17 protein-coding genes are annotated in these 16,678 nt (G+C 42.9%); 11 read left to right on the top strand and 6 right to left on the bottom strand.

Annotated features, from left to right (window positions below; translation table 11 throughout):
- From polA to atpC, 11 genes are read left to right on the top strand one after another with little or no spacing between them, the layout of a single operon-like run.
- On the top strand, window positions 1-2,694 hold the full coding sequence (gene polA / locus IX53_RS01970) for a DNA polymerase I (RefSeq protein ID WP_047753924.1): 2,694 nt from the start codon (window positions 1-3) through the stop codon (window positions 2,692-2,694).
- 5 nt (window positions 2,695-2,699) lie between these two features.
- Window positions 2,700-2,987, top strand: a complete 288-nt coding sequence (locus IX53_RS01965; RefSeq protein WP_047753923.1) for an AtpZ/AtpI family protein — start codon at window positions 2,700-2,702, stop codon at window positions 2,985-2,987.
- Window positions 2,923-3,279 carry an ATP synthase subunit I gene (locus IX53_RS01960; protein WP_169746179.1) on the top strand — a complete coding sequence of 119 codons (357 nt, stop codon included), beginning with the start codon at window positions 2,923-2,925 and terminating at the stop codon, window positions 3,277-3,279. The genes IX53_RS01965 and IX53_RS01960 overlap by 65 nt, the downstream gene beginning before the upstream one ends.
- Window positions 3,260-4,102, top strand: a complete 843-nt coding sequence (atpB, locus tag IX53_RS01955; protein WP_053001104.1) for a F0F1 ATP synthase subunit A — start codon at window positions 3,260-3,262, stop codon at window positions 4,100-4,102. Before IX53_RS01960 ends, atpB begins: the two co-directional genes overlap by 20 nt.
- 24 nt (window positions 4,103-4,126) lie before the next feature.
- A complete protein-coding gene (locus IX53_RS01950; protein ID WP_047753921.1) occupies window positions 4,127-4,372 on the top strand; it encodes a F0F1 ATP synthase subunit C in 246 nt (81 codons plus the stop codon).
- Between the two features lie 31 nt (window positions 4,373-4,403).
- Window positions 4,404-4,889 carry a F0F1 ATP synthase subunit B gene (atpF, locus tag IX53_RS01945; protein ID WP_047753920.1) on the top strand — a complete coding sequence of 162 codons (486 nt, stop codon included), beginning with the start codon at window positions 4,404-4,406 and terminating at the stop codon, window positions 4,887-4,889.
- Window positions 4,886-5,416, top strand: a complete 531-nt coding sequence (atpH, locus tag IX53_RS01940; RefSeq protein ID WP_047753919.1) for an ATP synthase F1 subunit delta — start codon at window positions 4,886-4,888, stop codon at window positions 5,414-5,416. The genes atpF and atpH overlap by 4 nt, the downstream gene beginning before the upstream one ends.
- A 24-nt stretch (window positions 5,417-5,440) precedes the next feature.
- Window positions 5,441-6,949: a F0F1 ATP synthase subunit alpha gene (gene atpA / locus IX53_RS01935; RefSeq protein WP_047753918.1), complete on the top strand. Its 1,509-nt coding sequence runs from the start codon at window positions 5,441-5,443 to the stop codon at window positions 6,947-6,949.
- 10 nt (window positions 6,950-6,959) lie between these two features.
- Entirely contained in the window at window positions 6,960-7,796 is an 837-nt protein-coding gene (gene atpG / locus IX53_RS11010; RefSeq protein ID WP_047753917.1) for an ATP synthase F1 subunit gamma, read from the top strand.
- 57 nt (window positions 7,797-7,853) lie between these two features.
- The gene (gene atpD / locus IX53_RS11005; protein ID WP_420811582.1) at window positions 7,854-9,257 is read left to right on the top strand and encodes a F0F1 ATP synthase subunit beta; all 1,404 of its coding nucleotides are present in this window, start codon (window positions 7,854-7,856) and stop codon (window positions 9,255-9,257) included.
- A gap of 1 nt (window position 9,258) precedes the next feature.
- Entirely contained in the window at window positions 9,259-9,681 is a 423-nt protein-coding gene (gene atpC / locus IX53_RS01920; protein ID WP_047753916.1) for an ATP synthase F1 subunit epsilon, read from the top strand.
- A gap of 7 nt (window positions 9,682-9,688) precedes the next feature.
- Here the strand turns inward: atpC and plsY are convergent, their stop codons facing one another.
- Genes plsY through aspS form a run of 6 tightly spaced genes read right to left on the bottom strand, consistent with a single transcriptional unit; the run spans window position 9,689 to window position 16,649 of the window.
- A complete protein-coding gene (plsY, locus tag IX53_RS01915) occupies window positions 9,689-10,303 on the bottom strand; it encodes a glycerol-3-phosphate 1-O-acyltransferase PlsY (RefSeq protein ID WP_047753915.1) in 615 nt (204 codons plus the stop codon).
- On the bottom strand, window positions 10,300-11,631 hold the full coding sequence (der, locus tag IX53_RS01910; protein ID WP_047753914.1) for a ribosome biogenesis GTPase Der: 1,332 nt from the start codon (window positions 11,629-11,631) through the stop codon (window positions 10,300-10,302). Before der ends, plsY begins: the two co-directional genes overlap by 4 nt.
- Before the next feature lie 18 nt (window positions 11,632-11,649).
- Entirely contained in the window at window positions 11,650-13,365 is a 1,716-nt protein-coding gene (locus tag IX53_RS01905) for a S1 RNA-binding domain-containing protein (protein ID WP_047753913.1), read from the bottom strand.
- Complete coding sequence (ispH, locus tag IX53_RS11100; RefSeq protein WP_047753912.1) at window positions 13,358-14,239, bottom strand: 4-hydroxy-3-methylbut-2-enyl diphosphate reductase; 882 nt, start codon at window positions 14,237-14,239, stop codon at window positions 13,358-13,360. Before ispH ends, IX53_RS01905 begins: the two co-directional genes overlap by 8 nt.
- A complete protein-coding gene (gene cmk, locus IX53_RS11095; RefSeq protein WP_047753911.1) occupies window positions 14,236-14,886 on the bottom strand; it encodes a (d)CMP kinase in 651 nt (216 codons plus the stop codon). The genes ispH and cmk overlap by 4 nt, the downstream gene beginning before the upstream one ends.
- Window positions 14,883-16,649 carry an aspartate--tRNA ligase gene (aspS, locus tag IX53_RS01890; RefSeq protein WP_047753910.1) on the bottom strand — a complete coding sequence of 589 codons (1,767 nt, stop codon included), beginning with the start codon at window positions 16,647-16,649 and terminating at the stop codon, window positions 14,883-14,885. Before aspS ends, cmk begins: the two co-directional genes overlap by 4 nt.
- Window positions 16,650-16,678 lie beyond the last annotated feature (29 nt).

Here is a 16,678-nt window from a genome sequence, read left to right as displayed (position 1 = left end):
ATGGCTAACAGACTTTTCCTTTTTGACGGTACTGCTATTGTTTACAGGGCATATTTTGCTATTGATGTTTCACTGACAAATTCAAAGGGTGAGCCTACCAACGCTCTCTTCGGAACGGCGAGAATGCTGGCAAAATTCATCAAAGAGAAAATGCAAGATGGAGATTACGCTCTCTTTGCTTTCGACAGAAAAGAGGCAACTCACAGACATAAGATGTTTGATGAATATAAAGCCACGCGAAAGGAAATGCCGGATGCACTCGTCTCCCAACTTCCGTGGATTCCTGAAATGGTAGAAGGCTTTGGAATAAAGTTCCTCTCCATCCCCGGCCTTGAAGCGGATGACATAATCGCAACCGCAGCCACGAAGTTCAAAGATAGAGTTAATGAAGTCATTATAGTTTCGGGTGATAAAGATATCCTCCAGCTTATAGACGATGGGGTTAAAGTGTTGCGCTTTGTAACGGGCCTTACAGACTTTCAGGAATATGATGAGAAGAAGGTTGTTGAGGTGTTTGGATTTCCTCCTTCCAAATTACACGACTATCTCACCCTGGTCGGTGATAACTCGGATAATATACCCGGAGTAAAAGGAATAGGTGAAAAGACAGCCAAAGATCTTCTGAAAAAATACGGCTCAATAGAAAACATCTATTCCAATATCAGACAATTATCTCCTGCTTTAAGGAGAAAGCTGGTAGATGGTAAGCAATCGATGGAGCTTTCAAAAAAGCTCATAAAACTCGTAGTAGATGCTGATCTGAAGGTATCACTTGACGAACTAAAATATACCGGACCGGATAAGGAAAAACTCCGGGAAGTTTTCATGAATATGGAATTTGCCTCTTTGATCAAAGAATTTGGACTGTATTCTAATGCGATGGAGGAGAGAAAAAACGGAGAACAAGAGTACAAATTGATTTCCTCGGATGAAGAACTTCGGACTTTTTGGGAAATGTTGCGGAAAAGTTCCTTCGTTTCTATTGACTTTGAGACGACATCTCTTGACCCACATCAGGCCGAAATTGTTGGAATATCTTTTTCTTTTGAAGAAGGGAAAGGATATTATCTCCCCGTGGGGCACGAGAATGCGGAATGGCAACCTGAACGTGAAACTGTTATATCAACCTTGAAAGAGATACTGACGCACCCGGGCTTGAAAATTGTGGGACAGAACCTCAAATTCGATTATGAGATAATGAAAAAGCATGGTATTAATCCCGTAGTTCCTCATTTTGATACGATGGTCGGGGCATATCTGCTCAACCCGGATTCAAAACGGTTCAATCTTGATGACCTCGCTTTAAAGTATCTGGGATATAGGACGCAATCCTTCGAAGAACTTATGAAAATAAATCGGCTCGGGGACGACTTCTCAAAAATCCCGCCAGTGGAAGCTGCTCGTTACTCTATCGAAGACGCCGACATAGCTTTGCGGCTCTACAGGGTTTTGTCAACAAAGTTATACGAAACAGGTCTCGATAGGGTTATGGAAGATATCGAAATGAAGCTTATTCCGGTTCTTGCAGACTTAGAACTTAATGGTATTTATATTGACGCTGACAGACTCTATGAACTTTCAAAGCAGTATCAAAAAAAGCTAGATATTCTCCTGAGTGAGTTGTTTGAGCTTGCAGGAGAAAACTTCAATCCCAATTCTCCTTCTCAAGTAGCCAAGATACTCTTCGGAAAGCTAGGCCTTACACCTCCTAAGAAAACAAAGCAGGGAGCATATTCCACGAGTGCGCAGGTACTCGAGTCTATTGCTGATGAACATCCCGTGGTTGAGAAGCTCCTTGAGTACAGAAAGTACCAAAAATTGAAATCCACTTACCTCGATACGCTTCCGAAGTTGATTAACCCCATTACAGGTCGGATACACGCTAGCTTTCATCAAACAGGGACAGGCACCGGTAGGTTGTCGAGCAGTAATCCCAACGTTCAGAATCTGCCAATAAAAGATGAAGCCGGTAAAGAGATCAGGCGTTGCATAGTCCCGCAAAGAAAAGGATGGAAGATCGTTAGCGCTGATTACTCTCAGATAGAACTCAGGGTTCTCGCACATTGCAGCGGCGACGAACAACTCATTGAAGCCTTCAAGCACGAAGAAGATATACATGCTCTTACAGCTTCGAGACTCTATGGTATAACTGTAGATTCTGTAACTGAAGAAATGAGGAAAGTAGGTAAGATGGTAAATTTTGCCATCATATATGGTGTTTCTTCCTATGGCCTCGCAAGAAGGCTAAAAATACCGTCGAAAATCGCCGAAAATATGATCTCTAATTATTTTAACGCTTATCCAGGTGTAAGAAAATATATACATGAAACCATTGAAGGAGCCAAAGCAAAGGGCTATGTAACCACTCTTTTCGGTAGGAGAAGGGAGATACCGCACTTTCGTACAAAAAATAAGACACGCATACAGGAAGGAGAGAGGATCGCCATTAATACACCCATACAGGGAACCGCTGCTGATATCATGAAACTCGCAATGATTAGAGTAGATGAACTTGTCAAAGAAGCGGGACTTAAAGGGTTTGCAATCTTACAGGTACACGACGAACTTGTTTTTGAAGTTCCAGAAACAGAAGTCAAAAAAATCTGTGATATACTCCATAAGGGTATGACTGAAATCCTCGAACTGAGAGTCCCTTTGAAAGTGGATATCAGTGTCGCTAACTATTGGGCGTGAAGTGAATGAAGGAAAAGAAATTTGGTTTTAAACAGTTTGGTATGTTGAACATGGTTTTCCAGTTCGGGATTGTGGTCATATCCAATGTTTTTGTCGGTGGATTGATAGGATACTTGTTGGTAAAATACGCAAATCTAGGAAAAATCTGGCTCGTCCTTTTTTTTATGCTCGGAATCTTTTCGGGACTGTATCAGGGAATCAGATATTTGCTGAAAGAAGCTGAAAAGTATGAAAGAAATAACAAGAGTGGCGATAAAAGAAACGGTGGCTCTGATGATTCTTGCTCTAGTTGAACTGGTATTGTTTTTTCCATTTATGAACGAAGATGTGCTTGGAATCCTTTATGGAACGGCGTTTTCGATTACTGGCTGGTGGCTGATGGTGAAGGATGTAAAAGTTCTGGAAAAAAGAGGGGCTTTATTTAGATTTGGTTTCCTGTTAAGATATTTTCTGTATGCGATTGGATTGGGTACAGCTATGATTTACGGAAAAGTGTTTTTTTTCGGAGCGGTTTTGGGGCTGCTCAACCTTAAGTTTTCGCTTTTCATTTTTGGGAGGTGGTTGAGTGAAAATACAGCTCACTAAATCTGATAAAGTATTTCTGGGAATCATTGTTGCAGGTTACATTGCAATTTTCACCTATATCATCGTCACGGGCTACCAGTTTCCAAAACTCGATGAAAGTGTGGGACAGAGATGGATCTACCAGCTCCCTTTTGGTACCCCACCGTTGAACAGAGTAAACCCGATGACTGTGTTTATGAGCTGGGCTATTATGGTGGGTTTGATAGCTTTTGCCTCTTCAATAAAGGTTTTTACAATCATCCCCGGGAAAAAGCAAAGTTTGATTGAAATGCTTCTCGACTATATTCTGGATTTGACCAAAGACGCGGTTCCAAAAGAAGAATTCGTACGTCCTACGTTTAATATCGCTGCGACTCTTTTTCTGTTTATATTTGTTTCGAATATAATAAGTGGTATTCCTGGAATTCAAGCTGTTCCAAGAAACAATGGGGTAATCTTTACGATATTTGAAGACACGTGGTACACACCAACTTCTGATCTGAATACGAACGCTACTTTTGCGGTGATGGTGCTGATAATCAGCCATGTTTTTGCGATAAAGGCCAAAGGATTTGGACAGTGGGTAAAAGGTTTTTTCGAACCCAATCCCATCATGTTTCCCATGAATGTTATCGGTGAGCTTGCAAAACCTGTTTCCCACTCACTAAGGCTTTTTGGAAATATCATGGGTGGGGGATTGTTGGTTCTAATCATCAGTTACCTCGTTAAATACTTTCTGATGCCCACATTCCTCTGGGGATTTTTCGGGATTTTTGTAGGTAGTATTCAGGCACTCGTGTTTACTATCCTCGCAATTGCTTATATAGGTTCTGTAATAGAATAATTTTGTTTATAAGGAGGTCTGTGTATGGAACTTGGAGATGCATTGGTACAGCTTGGAAAATTCATTGGCGCTGGACTGGCAATGGGTATTGGAGCTATTGGTCCGGGTGTCGGTGAAGGTAACATTGGTGCCAAGGCAATGGAAGCAATGGCAAGGCAGCCAGAACTTATTGGAACTCTCACCACAAGAATGTTGCTCGCAATGGCCGTTACTGAGTCAACAGGGCTTTACTCACTGGTCATCGCATTCATGATACTGCTGGTGGGTTAATCCACCCACCCCGAAAGAAGGGGGTAAAGAAATGATAGAACTTAACCTTACATCGCTCATACAACTCCTGAACTTCCTGGTCCTTTTCTTTGTATTGAAGAAACTTCTTTTTGATAGATTCTTTGATATAGTCGGGAAAAGGCAGGAAATGATTAAGAACGAAATAGAAAAAGCCGAGAAGTTAAGGCTGGAAGCCGAGGAATACAGAGAAAAGCACCGCGAAGAACTCGAAACAGCACATGAGAAAGCTTCTCAGATTATAGCAAGTGCTGAAAAGCAAGCAGAAAAGATTATAAACGAAGCCAAAGAAAAGGCAAAGACGGAAGCAGCTCGAATCATTGCTGCTGCTGAGGTCCAGATTGCTCAGGAAAGAGAACAAGCTGTAAAAGAAATACAGGGAATTGTTATGACTGCGGCTGTTGAAATGGCTCTCAGGATACTCGGAAAAGAAATGAATGAGGAAGCACGAAGGCAATACACGAGGAAGCTAATGGAGAGTCTGGGTGATGAGAGATGAAGTATTCGCCCACGGTCGCATTTAGATACGCTAGGGCGCTTTTTTTGTGTTCTGGTAAAAAAAACGGTGATGAAATTGTTGACGCCTTAAGAACAGCTACCGAGCTTATTGGGAAGCCCGAGGTAAGTGAAATACTGCTTGACCCAACACTTCCCAGAAAAAAGGCATCGGAGATGCTGTTGAAGTTCCTCGGCGAAGTGCCGGAAATATTCAGCCGGTTTATTACGGTTCTAGGAGAAAAACGAAGACTTGAATACTTACCCTATATATTTACGAGCTATGTTAATCTCCTTGCCGAGGCAAGGGGTGAAATAGATGTTGAAGTAGAAACGGCCCTCGAACTTACGGGTGAAGAATACAAAAGATTGAGGAAGTATATACTCGCTAAAACCGGAAGAGAACCCAGTTTTAAAGTAAAGGTAGTACCTGAACTCATTGCAGGCCTTATTTTGAAGTATGAAGATAAAGTTGTAGATATGAGCGTGCTGGGAAGACTCAAAAGAATCAAACAAGGTGCAAGCAGTTAAAATTGGCCACTTGGAGGTGGTTGAGTGAAAATCAGTCCCTCAGAGATCACCAGGATAATAGAGACTCAGATCAAAGATATGGATAAAGAAATAGACTATTTTGAATCCGGAAAGGTTATACAGGTTGGTGATGGTATCGCACGTGCTTACGGGCTTAAAAGCGTCATGTCGAGCGAATTAGTGGCCTTTGAAAATGGCGTTTACGGTATGGCCCTTAACCTCGAAGAGGACAACGTAGGTATCGTCATTCTCGGTGATTATAAAGAGATAAAAGAAGGGGATCTCGTTAAGAGAACAGGCCGGATCATGCAGATCCCTGTCGGTGAAGCTTTGCTTGGCAGGGTTGTAAATCCCCTTGGAATACCTATCGATGGTAAAGACCCAATCGATACAAAGGAGTTCAGACCTGTTGAAGTCAAAGCTCCCGGTGTTGTCCTCAGAAAACCTGTTGATACACCTCTTCAAACAGGTATTAAAGCGATCGATTCCATGATACCCATAGGAAGGGGTCAAAGAGAACTGATAATTGGTGACAGACAAACTGGGAAGACTGCAATAGCTATCGATACCATCATTAACCAGAAAGGCCAGGGTGTATACTGTATTTACGTTGCCATAGGACAGAAATCAGCGGCGCTGGCAAAGATAATTGATAAACTCAATGAAACAGGTGCGATGGAATATACCACCATCGTTGCAGCATCTGCCAGCGACCCGGCAACCCTTGCTTACCTTGCGCCTTATGCGGGTGCTGCAATGGCAGAATACTTCATGTACAACGGAAAAGATGCCCTGGTTATATATGATGACCTCTCAAAACACGCCGCTGCGTACAGAGAACTCTCATTGCTTTTGAGAAGACCACCTGGGCGAGAGGCTTATCCCGGGGATGTCTTTTATCTGCACTCCAGATTGCTTGAAAGAGCAGCAAGACTTAATGAAGAGCACGGTGGAGGTTCATTCACAGCCTTACCGATTATAGAAACTCTTGCAAATGATGTCAGTGCGTACATCCCCACAAACGTTATATCTATCACTGACGGCCAGATATACCTTGACCCGAATCTTTTCTATGCGGGCAATCGACCGGCTATCAACGTTGGACTTTCTGTTTCGAGAGTCGGTGGTTCTGCACAAATAAAGGCTATGAAAAAAATCGCCGGGAGTCTCAGGCTCTATCTCGCTCAGTACAGAGAATTACTAACCTTTGCCCAGTTCGCTACTGACCTCGATCAGGCGACTCAAAGGCAGTTGATCAGGGGTGAGAAGCTGACAGAGCTTCTTAAACAGGTTCAATATACGCCAATGCCTGTTGAGGAACAAATAGCCGTGCTTTACGCAGGAACAAAGGGATTTCTCGACGACATACCCACCGAGAGGGTTTTAGCCTTCGAAAAGGCTCTATTGCAGAATTTGAAGGAAAAACATCCGGATATACTGATTGAAATCAGGGAGGGAAAAGATCTCACAGACGAAATCGAAAAGGCTCTTACCGCAGCAATTGAAGAGGTAAAAGAGTCCTTCCTAAGCTGAAGGTGGTATTGTGAGCAAAGGAAAACTTCGCGCAATTAAAGAGCGAATAGAGTCCACAGAATCAACGATGCAGATCACCCGGGCAATGGAAATGGTAGCCCGGGCAAAGATAAAGAAAGTCGAAAAATCTCTTATTTTTGTTAGAAAATACGAAAGTACTTTAAGGAAGACGCTGTCCATAGTCCGTTCATCTATAAATGAAGTCGAAAAACCCAGCGGAGAAGGTAGTGTTCTACTTGTAATTACAGCGGACATGGGACTCTGTGGAGCGTTCAACAGTGAAATTTTAAGGCTTGCCGATGGAGTATTGGAAAAAGGCGAAATAAAAGCCATCATAACGGTTGGGAATAAATGTGAACAGCACTACAAAGGAAATCCATTGCTCAAAGGGAGTTTTTCAAGATTTTACGATGTACCTGACCCCGACGAAGCTGTCATCATTTGGAACAGGGTATATGAAGCCATGAATGAAGTGAATGCATCTGGACTGAAAATTGTATATAGTAGATTCAAAAATCCCATGGTACAATTACCCGCTATTTATGAAGTCCTGCCTTTTGAGCCTGACGATAATTTCGAAACAAACGAATTATACGATTTTGAACCTGAAATTGATGTTCTTTACGGCGAGCTTCTCGAATCATGGGTGACGTCTGTCATCTTACTGGTGACATATGAAACTAAAGTAGGCGAATTATTTGCCCGGCAAAACGCCATGAAAAACGCCACAGAGAACGCCCAGAAGATGATAGAGCAACTTACCCTTATCAGAAACAAAGTACGTCAGGCAACAATCACTCAAGAAATAATCGAAGTCGTGAATGGAGCCGAGGCTCTAAAAGGTTGATCTGGAGGTGTAAGCGTGGCAAAGAACTCCAAGAAGAAAGTGAAAGCCACCAATGAAGTGAACAAAGGAAAGATCGTGTCAATAATAGGTCCCATTATTGATGTCAGTTTTGAAGGAGCGATATTGCCTGACATTCTCAACGCACTGGAAGTTGAGAACGAGTTTCTCGGAAAGAAAATCATCCTCGAAGTTGCCCAGATAATTGGCGATAATATGATCAGAGCAATCGCTCTCGATTCGACTGACGGACTGGTGAGAGGCCAGGAAGTTGTTGATACCGGGAAGCAAATTTCTGTTCCTGTGGGTAATGAAATACTCGGAAGAATGTTTAATCTGCTGGGAGAGCCCATTGACGAACGCGGTCCGGTAGAAGCGAAAGAACGCTGGGAAATACATAGGGAACCGCCGGGAATAACCGAACAGAAGACAGACATTGAAATACTCGAAACAGGTATAAAGGTAATTGACCTCCTCGCCCCTTTCAACAAAGGTGGAAAAATAGGTTTCTTTGGTGGGGCCGGGGTAGGTAAAACTGTTCTGGTTATGGAACTTATCAGGAATATCGCTATTGAACACAAGGGGCTTTCGATATTTGCCGGAGTCGGTGAACGTACAAGGGAAGGAAACGACCTATGGTTAGAAATGCAAGAAGCCGGTGTTCTCCCAAATACTGCTCTAGTCTTCGGCCAGATGAACGAACCGCCAGGAGCCAGGTTTAGAGTAGGGCTTTCGGCAATTACCATGGCAGAATATTTCCGTGATGTCCAGAAAAAAGACGTCCTGGTGTTCATCGATAACATCTTTAGGTTTGTTCAAGCAGGTTCTGAAGTCTCCGCCCTACTTGGAAGAATGCCGTCCGCTGTCGGTTACCAGCCAACACTTGCCTCAGAGATGGGAAAACTTCAGGAACGTATAACATCCACCAAGAGTGGTTCTATAACATCCGTTCAAGCGATTTATGTTCCAGCCGATGATATTACGGACCCGGCTCCTGCAACAACGTTCAGTCATCTTGATGCTACTGTTAATCTTTCGAGGTCTATCGCAGAGCAGGGACTCTATCCGGCTGTTGACCCCCTTGATTCCACTTCGAAGAATCTCGACCCGACAATAGTGGGAACAGAGCATTACCAGGTTGCGAGGAAAGTACAGGAAGTATTGCAGCGCTACAAAGATTTGCAGGATATCATTGCGATTCTTGGAATGGAAGAACTCTCTGAAGAAGATAAACTCATTGTTAGAAGGGCACGAAGAATTCAGAGATTCCTCACTCAGCCTTTCTTCGTTGCGGAAAGATTCAGCAATATTCCCGGAAAATATGTCCCTATCAAAGAAACTGTACGTGGATTCAAAGAAATCCTTGAAGGAAGGCACGATGACTTGCCTGAACAAGCTTTTATGATGGTTGGCACAATAGATGAGGCGGTAGAAAAGGCAAAAACCCTTGCTGGAGGGCGATAACATGTCTCTCAATGTCAAGATCGTGACGCCCTTTGAGATCAAATGGGAAGGAGAAGCAGACTATCTGGCCTTTCGTAGCACTGAAGGCGGTATGGGTATTCTTCCACAACGTGCCCCTTTGATAACGAAACTCGCCGTAGAACTGGTAAAAATTCAAACTACCGAAGGCAAAACTCTTTTATTTGCGGTTCACGGAGGATATCTTCTAAACACACGCACCGAAACGATTATTGTAGCAGATGCGGTTGAAAGACCTGAAGACATCGATATTCACAGAGCGGAGGAAAAGATATCAAGGGCTCGGGAAATATTGAAGGTTGAGAAAGATACAAAAGAGAAAGCGCGTATCAACGCAAAACTCCAAAGACATATGTTGAGAATCAGGGTCTTCAAAGAAAATGTACGCGGAGGCGGTACAAAATAAACGGGACCTATCGGTCCCGTTTATTTTTAAATGCCGCTATTAGATCGGTCTTTCTTTCTTCTCCTTTTATTAGTCTCGCTATATTCTCTCTGTGCCTGAAGACCGTAAACAGAAAGAACGCGAGTATCCACAGACCGGCTTCCTTACCTGCTATGAAAAATACGATGACATCCATAACAGCCACACTCATTATAGAACCGAGGGATACGTACTTGGTAATGAGTACTATGGGAGTCCATATTGCAAGGAACAAAGGTAGAAAATATCCCTTTATTCCCGTTAGGGTTCCAACGGTGCAAGCTACCGCCTTCCCACCTTTGAAGCCTAGAAAAATCGAGTAGCTGTGCCCAATCGCCGCAAAGAAACCGATGATTATTGTTTCATCTTTCGGAAGCCCAAAATACTTCATCGCGATGAGCATTGGGATAAATGCCTTGAGACCATCGAGAACCATGGTTGTGAACCCTATAACTCCACCAAGATTTCTGAGGACATTTGTACCTCCGACATTGCCACTTCCAACTTTCCGTATATCGATCCCTTTTAATTTTGGAATAATATAACTAAAGGGAATACTCCCAGAAAGATAGCCAATTATTGCCAGAAAAATCGCTTGCATCATCTCTTTCGCCTCAACTTAATGAATATTGGTGTACCCTCGAGCGGGTCTATGTTTTCTCTGATTGCCCTTCTCAATCCTCTCAGATAGGACTGTGTGAAAAGTTTCGGATTGTTTACGTTCAACATTATAAGAGGAGGGCGGGTGTTTATCTGGGTAGCATAATAAATCTTTGCTTTTTTCACTTTCGTGCCGACCGGTGGAGTCGAACTCACAAATCTCCCAATGAGGTTATTCAACAGACCCGTTGGTATACGATAATCTATTTTTTCGCCGACGAGGAATATTTTGTCAATAAGCTCATCTATTCCAAAACCGGTGAGAGCCGAGGTAAATAGCACGGGACTGTAATCGATAAAGTATAACTCAAGCTCAAAAGCCTTTAAAAGGCTGTTCATTTTTCTGTCGTCTATTAAGTCAACCTTATTGAATACGGTGATGATCCCTTTCCCATTTTTCTCGGCAAGTCCAGCAATTCTCTGGTCTTGATTACTTATTCCCTGTGTGGCATCTATCACGAGAACGACAATATCAGACCTTTCTAAGGTATCAATGGCTCTCATCACACTGTAGTATTCAACGTTTTTTACACTTACACTTGTTTTTTTTCTAATACCGGCAGTATCAACGAATGTGATGGGGGTATCATCGATTATCAGTGTTTCGTCAACAGCATCTCGTGTTGTGCCAGGAAAATCTGTTACCAGACTACGCTGGCTACCAACGATAGCGTTGAAAAGTGATGATTTGCCGGAATTTGGTTTGCCTATAATAGCAACCTTTAGACCTTCATTATCCTCCGCTTCGGGAGTATAGTCGATATGGTGTCCCAGTTCTTCGAGTTTCTGAATAATGGAGTCCAGAAGTATATCGATGTTTAGACCGTGGTCGGCAGAAATAGGAATAGGTTCTGCAAATCCAAGGCTGTACAAATCTGGTTTAACGTTCGTTTCAAAACTTGCCTCATTTTCTACCTTGTTCGCCACAAGAATAAGTTTCTTTTTGTACTTGCGTAGAAGATTAGCCAGATCGTGGTCTGCAGCGGTCAAACCATTTCTTCCGTCAACAACCCAAAGAATCAAGTCCCCATCGTCTATGATGTCGAGAGTAACCTCTTTCATCTTTTCTTCGACTATATCTTTCGGGTTGTCAAAAAGACCACAGGTATCTACAGCTTCAAAGGCCTTCTGTTGCCATTCCACCCTTCCAAAGACGAAGTCCCGGGTTACACCCGGGAGATCGTCAACAATCACTCTTCTTCCGCCAACTAGACGATTAAACAACGTTGATTTTCCAACATTTGGACGTCCAACTATGAGAACTGTTGCCACTATTGAATTCCTCCTATTTTACTCAGAGGTATCCTCTTTCTCAAGATGTTCTTTAAGCTTGTCTCCAAGAGAAAGGGTACTCGTATCTTCTGAAGATAGCTCTTTGAGGGCTTCTTCAGTTTCCCTCTTTTCTATGTCTTTCAAGTACTGTCTTATGGATACCACCATATTTCTGGAGTCGTTTTCTGGTTCGTAAACGAGGCGGATTATCTTAAAATTCTGCTTCAGTCCCGGATTTATAGCATCTTCGATATTCTCGACCTTTTTGTCTGAAACCTGAGATACAGGAAGAAAGGCCTCTACATTGTAATCGTCAACAAGTACTATTGCTCCTGATTTTATCGTACGAGTGATTGTTCCAGAAACATAATCGCCGACTTTCAATTCTTCAGCTACCCTTTTCCATGGATCTTCGGTGGCTTTCTTAAGACTCAATCTCATTCTACGATTTTCTTTATCGAGAGATATTACCTGAACAGAAACGGTATCACCCTCTTTGACTACATCTTCAATCTTATCAACGAAATTCCATGAAACTTCCGAGAGTGGTACAAAACCGGAGACATATTCTTCGAGTTCGATGATCACGCCAGTGGGCAAAACTTTGACAACCGTTCCTTCAACAACTTTTCCAACATTGTATCTTGATTCTATGTCATCCCACGGGTCACCGAGAGCTTCACGATAGCTCAATGAAATAGTTCGTTTCTTCCTATCGATGTCTTTCACCTTGACAAGCACTTCATCTCCCACTTTCACAACTTCCTGAAGTTTCTTTCTCGTATTGCCCCAGAAGACTTCGGAAATGTGAACAAGTCCTTCTATACCATTCTCAAGAGCAACAAAGAATCCAAAGGGGACGATGGATTTCACTTTTCCGTTGTGAACAGTTCCCACGGGGAAGCGCTCTTCGATATCATCCCATGGGTCTTTTTGTAATTGTTTGAGGCTTAAGGATATTTTCCTTTTTTCTCTATCTATGCCTATCACTTTTGCTTCGATTTTGTCTCCAAGTTTGAGAACATCTTCTATCCTTACGGATGAATCCCAGCTAACTTCTGATGCAGGGATAAGACCGGTGATATCATTAGTCAACTTCACGAAAGCACCGAATTTTTTGATGGATTCAACTGTACCAGTAATCATATACCCTTCTTTTATGCTGTCAAAGTAGGCTTTTATCCTTTGTTCTTTTAGTTCTTTTAACGACACGACGATTCTTGGGGCACCACGTCTCGATCTTCGGAAGGCGATTATCTTGAAATCTAACGATTCTTCGGGAATTTCATCATCGATTCGAAGTCCTGAATGAGAACCAGGCAGAAACGCGTCGATCACGTTCAATAGTCTTACATTGTAACCACTGCTCACCTTTGCTACAATCTTTCCCTGAATGGTTTCGTTGTTCTTGAATTTATTCTCCACTGTTTTAAGGGCATCTCTTCGAAAGACCCTGATCTCTGAGGCGGTACTCCTTCCCTCTTCTTCATTGACCTTCAGTATGGTGACTTTTATCTTATCCCCGATTTTGTATTCTTTGAGAGGGTGCACAAGTTCGGACTCTGGTACAAATCCATCGAGTTTTCCGTCAAACAGGACAAGAAGCCCATCAGGCTGTAATGAATAAACCTCTGCTTCTTTGACGCTCCCCCTTCTCATAGAAAAATCGTCCATACTCTCAAAAATCTCATCCATGCTGAGGTTTTCCTCATTGTTCTTTCTTACTTCATCCATTATGGATAACCTCCCCTTCGTATTTGGTTTCTATGTAATCCAGAATTCTCTGGATTTGGGTATATGGTGTAGAAGTGCCACTTATAATACCCACACTCTCGAATTCTTGGAGTGGGGGTAATTCTTCCGGCGATCTGACGTGAAACGCTGGCTTGCCAGATTTTTCAACAATAGTAACAAGTTTCTTAGTGTTGGAACTGTGCTTGCCACCCACTACCACCACAGCAGCGCATCTAGTGGCGAGTTCTCTAGCTTCTTCTTCCCTTTTAACGGTTACATTACAAATAGTGTCAAAGATTTCTACCTCTAAATCTACGACCAGTTTAACCTGTTCGGCAAAATCCATGAATTCCCGGTGATCCATCGTGGTTTGGGAAATCAATGCGATTCGCTTAGTTGCCTTTTTCAATATTGTTGAATAAACTGTCGAGGGATCGTAACCGGGCTCGACAATAACGTAATTTTTAACTCTCCCGCAGAGAGCATTCACTTCAGCGTGATCCTTTCTACCGAATATGACCAGAAGTTTGCCCTGTTTTTCTAGTTTTTCAGCCAGTCTAAATACATTGTACACTATCGGACAGGTCAGGTCTATGACTCTTTCAAAGCTTTTCTTCAAAGCACTTTCTATATTTGGTGGGACACCGTGAGCCCTTATGACAACAGCAGAACCTTGCTCAGGTTTCAAAGGGAATTTCCCATTGTTCAGAACTTTGAGACCGAGTTTTCTGAGGTGTTTCACCACTTCTTCATTGTGAACGAGTTCACCCTGAGAATATAGAGTCACACCGCTTTTAAGTAATCTTTCGCAGGTAGTGACAGCTCGATTTACTCCATAGCAAAAACCTGTCGAAGCTGCCATGTAAATTTTCATTCAATCCCCATCCTCTTTAAGATGTAATTTATGACTTCTTCCAGTGGCATGTCCGTTGTATCTATCACGATGGCATCGTCAGCTGGCTTTAAAGGGGCTATATCCCGGGATGAATCGTTTATGTCTCGGGCGACTATTTCTTTCAGGATAGTTTCGTACTCGGCATCTATACCTATTTCTTTGAGCTGAGATAACCTGCGCTTTGCGCGTTCTTCCGCTGAAGCCTTAATAAAGAACTTGTATTCGGCATCGGGCAGAACAACAGTTCCTATGTCCCTACCTTCCATCACAACGTCTCTGTTAGCAGCCAATTTCCTTTGTTCCTCTGTGAGAAAGGCTCTGACTTCCGGTATTTTCGCGATTGCCGAAGAGAGCATTGAAATTTCTGAAGTTCTAATTTCATCACCGATAGGACTACCATCCATAAAGAGCTGATTGTTCTTTAATGAAAAAGTTGTACTTTCTATGATCTTTGATATCCCGGGTCTATCATTCGGAGAATACCCGGATCTGAATGCCTTCCACGCGATAGCTCTATACATAGCACCGGTATCGACATATTCAAATCCCAGTCTTTTAGCGAGTAACTTTGCTACAGTCGATTTTCCAGAACCAGCAGGACCGTCAATGGCAATCTTCATTCCTATTCTCCCCTACCATCCATCAACATCAATTTCAGTTCTTTCAATTGCTGTTGCGATACTTCAGAAGGGGCACCAGTCATAGGATCGGAGCCGCTAGCTGTTTTAGGGAAGGCTATAACATCTCTTATTGAATTGGCTCCTGCTAAAATTGCTACCAATCGGTCAAGGCCGAGGGCAATACCAGCATGAGGAGGTGGACCATATTTAAAAGCCTCGAGTAGGAACCCAAATTTCTTGTTCGCTTCTTCATCGGAGAGACCGATAAGTTTGAAGATCTCGTTCTGGATGTCCTGTCTGTGAATTCGCACGCTCCCACTCCCGATTTCGTACCCATTTATCACGAGATCATATGCGCGAGATTTTATTTTTAGCGGGTTGGTGTCCTTATAGCGTGATAGGTCATTCAAGTCCGGCATGGTGAAAGGATGGTGTTCGGCTTCGATCCGTTTTTCTTCTTCGTTGAAGGAAAACATAGGGAATTCTGTTATCCACAGAATATCGATTCCTTCAGCAACTGGAAGTTCCTCGGCGATTACTTTCTCGCGCACTTTTCCGAGGGCTTTTGAAACGAGTTCCCGTTCACCGACGGCCACGAAGATAATGTCGCCATTCATCGCACCCAAACGCTCAGCGACTGATTGCACCTCTTCGCCACAAAACTTCAAAATTGAAGATTTCAATTCATTTTCGATCTTTATCCAGATGAGTCCACCAAGTCCCTGAGATTTAGCAAGTTCAGTATATTGATCTATCAGCTTACGGGTGAATCTGCTCGCCAGTCCCTGAATTTTGAATGCCCTGACAACACCCCCGGTTTCAATCGAACTCGAAATCACTCTGAATCCCGTGGACTTGAAGATATCGGTTATATCGTGGAGCTCCATTCCATATCTTCTGTCGGGTCTGTCACTACCATACTGATCTATGGCTTCATCATATGTCATTCTATCAAATTTATCTGGTAGCTCTATTCCAGTTGCTTCTTCTAAGGCCGCTTTAAGCATCCCCTCTACCACTTCAAAGACATCCTCTTCGTCCACGAAGGACATCTCGAGGTCTACCTGTGTAAACTCAGGTTGACGGTCAGCCCTGAAATCCTCGTCTCTATAGCATTTTACTATCTGATAGTAACGATCCAGGCCTGCGACCATCAGGAGTTGCTTGAAAAGCTGTGGCGATTGTGGAAGAGCATAGAATTTTCCCGGTTTTAACCTTGAAGGAACCAGAAAGTCCCTTGCACCCTCAGGTGTGGATTTTGTGAGCACTGGAGTCTCGATTTCCAGAAAATCCAGATTGTTCAGAAACCGCCTGATAGCCTGAACGACTTTGTGGCGTAGGATTAAATTACGCTGCATTTTTGGACGCCTTAAGTCGAGATAACGGTATTTCAATCGTAGCTCTTCTGAGGATTCATCATCTATGTTCACATAAATGGGTGGTGTCTGTGACTCAGAAAGTATACTCAAAGAAACCGCATGAACCTCGATTTCTCCCGTGGGCATTTTGGGATTAACGGCATCCTGAGGTCTTTCCATAACCTTACCCCTGATGGAAATCACGTATTCAGGAGACAAAGAAAGAGCCTTTTCATATAATTCTTTATCTTCTGGATTGAAAACCACCTGCGTGTATCCATACCTATCACGAAGCAGAACAAATTTTATTCCTCCAAGGTCCCTTATGCGATCAACCCAACCATTCAGGACAACTTCTTTACCAACATCCTTTTTCCTAAGTTCACCACAGTTATGGGTCCTCTTTTCCAACACAAACACCTCCTGCTGTTAAATATTAC

Origin of the sequence: Kosmotoga pacifica, from assembly GCF_001027025.1 — a bacterium.
In the GTDB taxonomy this organism is placed as follows: domain Bacteria; phylum Thermotogota; class Thermotogae; order Petrotogales; family Kosmotogaceae; genus Kosmotoga_B; species Kosmotoga_B pacifica.
The sequence above is the reverse complement of the archived record's forward strand: the minus strand, read 5'-3'. Positions and strand labels throughout refer to the sequence as shown.

Coding starts and splice junctions, on each gene's coding strand:
- plsY (WP_047753915.1), bottom strand. CDS start 10,303: ATGATGCAAGCGATTTTTCTGGCAATAATTGGCTATCTTTCTGGGAGT.
- atpF (WP_047753920.1), top strand. CDS start 4,404: ATGATAGAACTTAACCTTACATCGCTCATACAACTCCTGAACTTCCTG.
- polA (WP_047753924.1), top strand. CDS start 1: ATGGCTAACAGACTTTTCCTTTTTGACGGTACTGCTATTGTTTACAGG.
- atpC (WP_047753916.1), top strand. CDS start 9,259: ATGTCTCTCAATGTCAAGATCGTGACGCCCTTTGAGATCAAATGGGAA.
- ispH (WP_047753912.1), bottom strand. CDS start 14,239: ATGAAAATTTACATGGCAGCTTCGACAGGTTTTTGCTATGGAGTAAAT.
- atpH (WP_047753919.1), top strand. CDS start 4,886: ATGAAGTATTCGCCCACGGTCGCATTTAGATACGCTAGGGCGCTTTTT.
- IX53_RS01950 (WP_047753921.1), top strand. CDS start 4,127: ATGGAACTTGGAGATGCATTGGTACAGCTTGGAAAATTCATTGGCGCT.
- IX53_RS01960 (WP_169746179.1), top strand. CDS start 2,923: ATGAAAGAAATAACAAGAGTGGCGATAAAAGAAACGGTGGCTCTGATG.
- IX53_RS01965 (WP_047753923.1), top strand. CDS start 2,700: ATGAAGGAAAAGAAATTTGGTTTTAAACAGTTTGGTATGTTGAACATG.
- IX53_RS01905 (WP_047753913.1), bottom strand. CDS start 13,365: ATGGATGAAGTAAGAAAGAACAATGAGGAAAACCTCAGCATGGATGAG.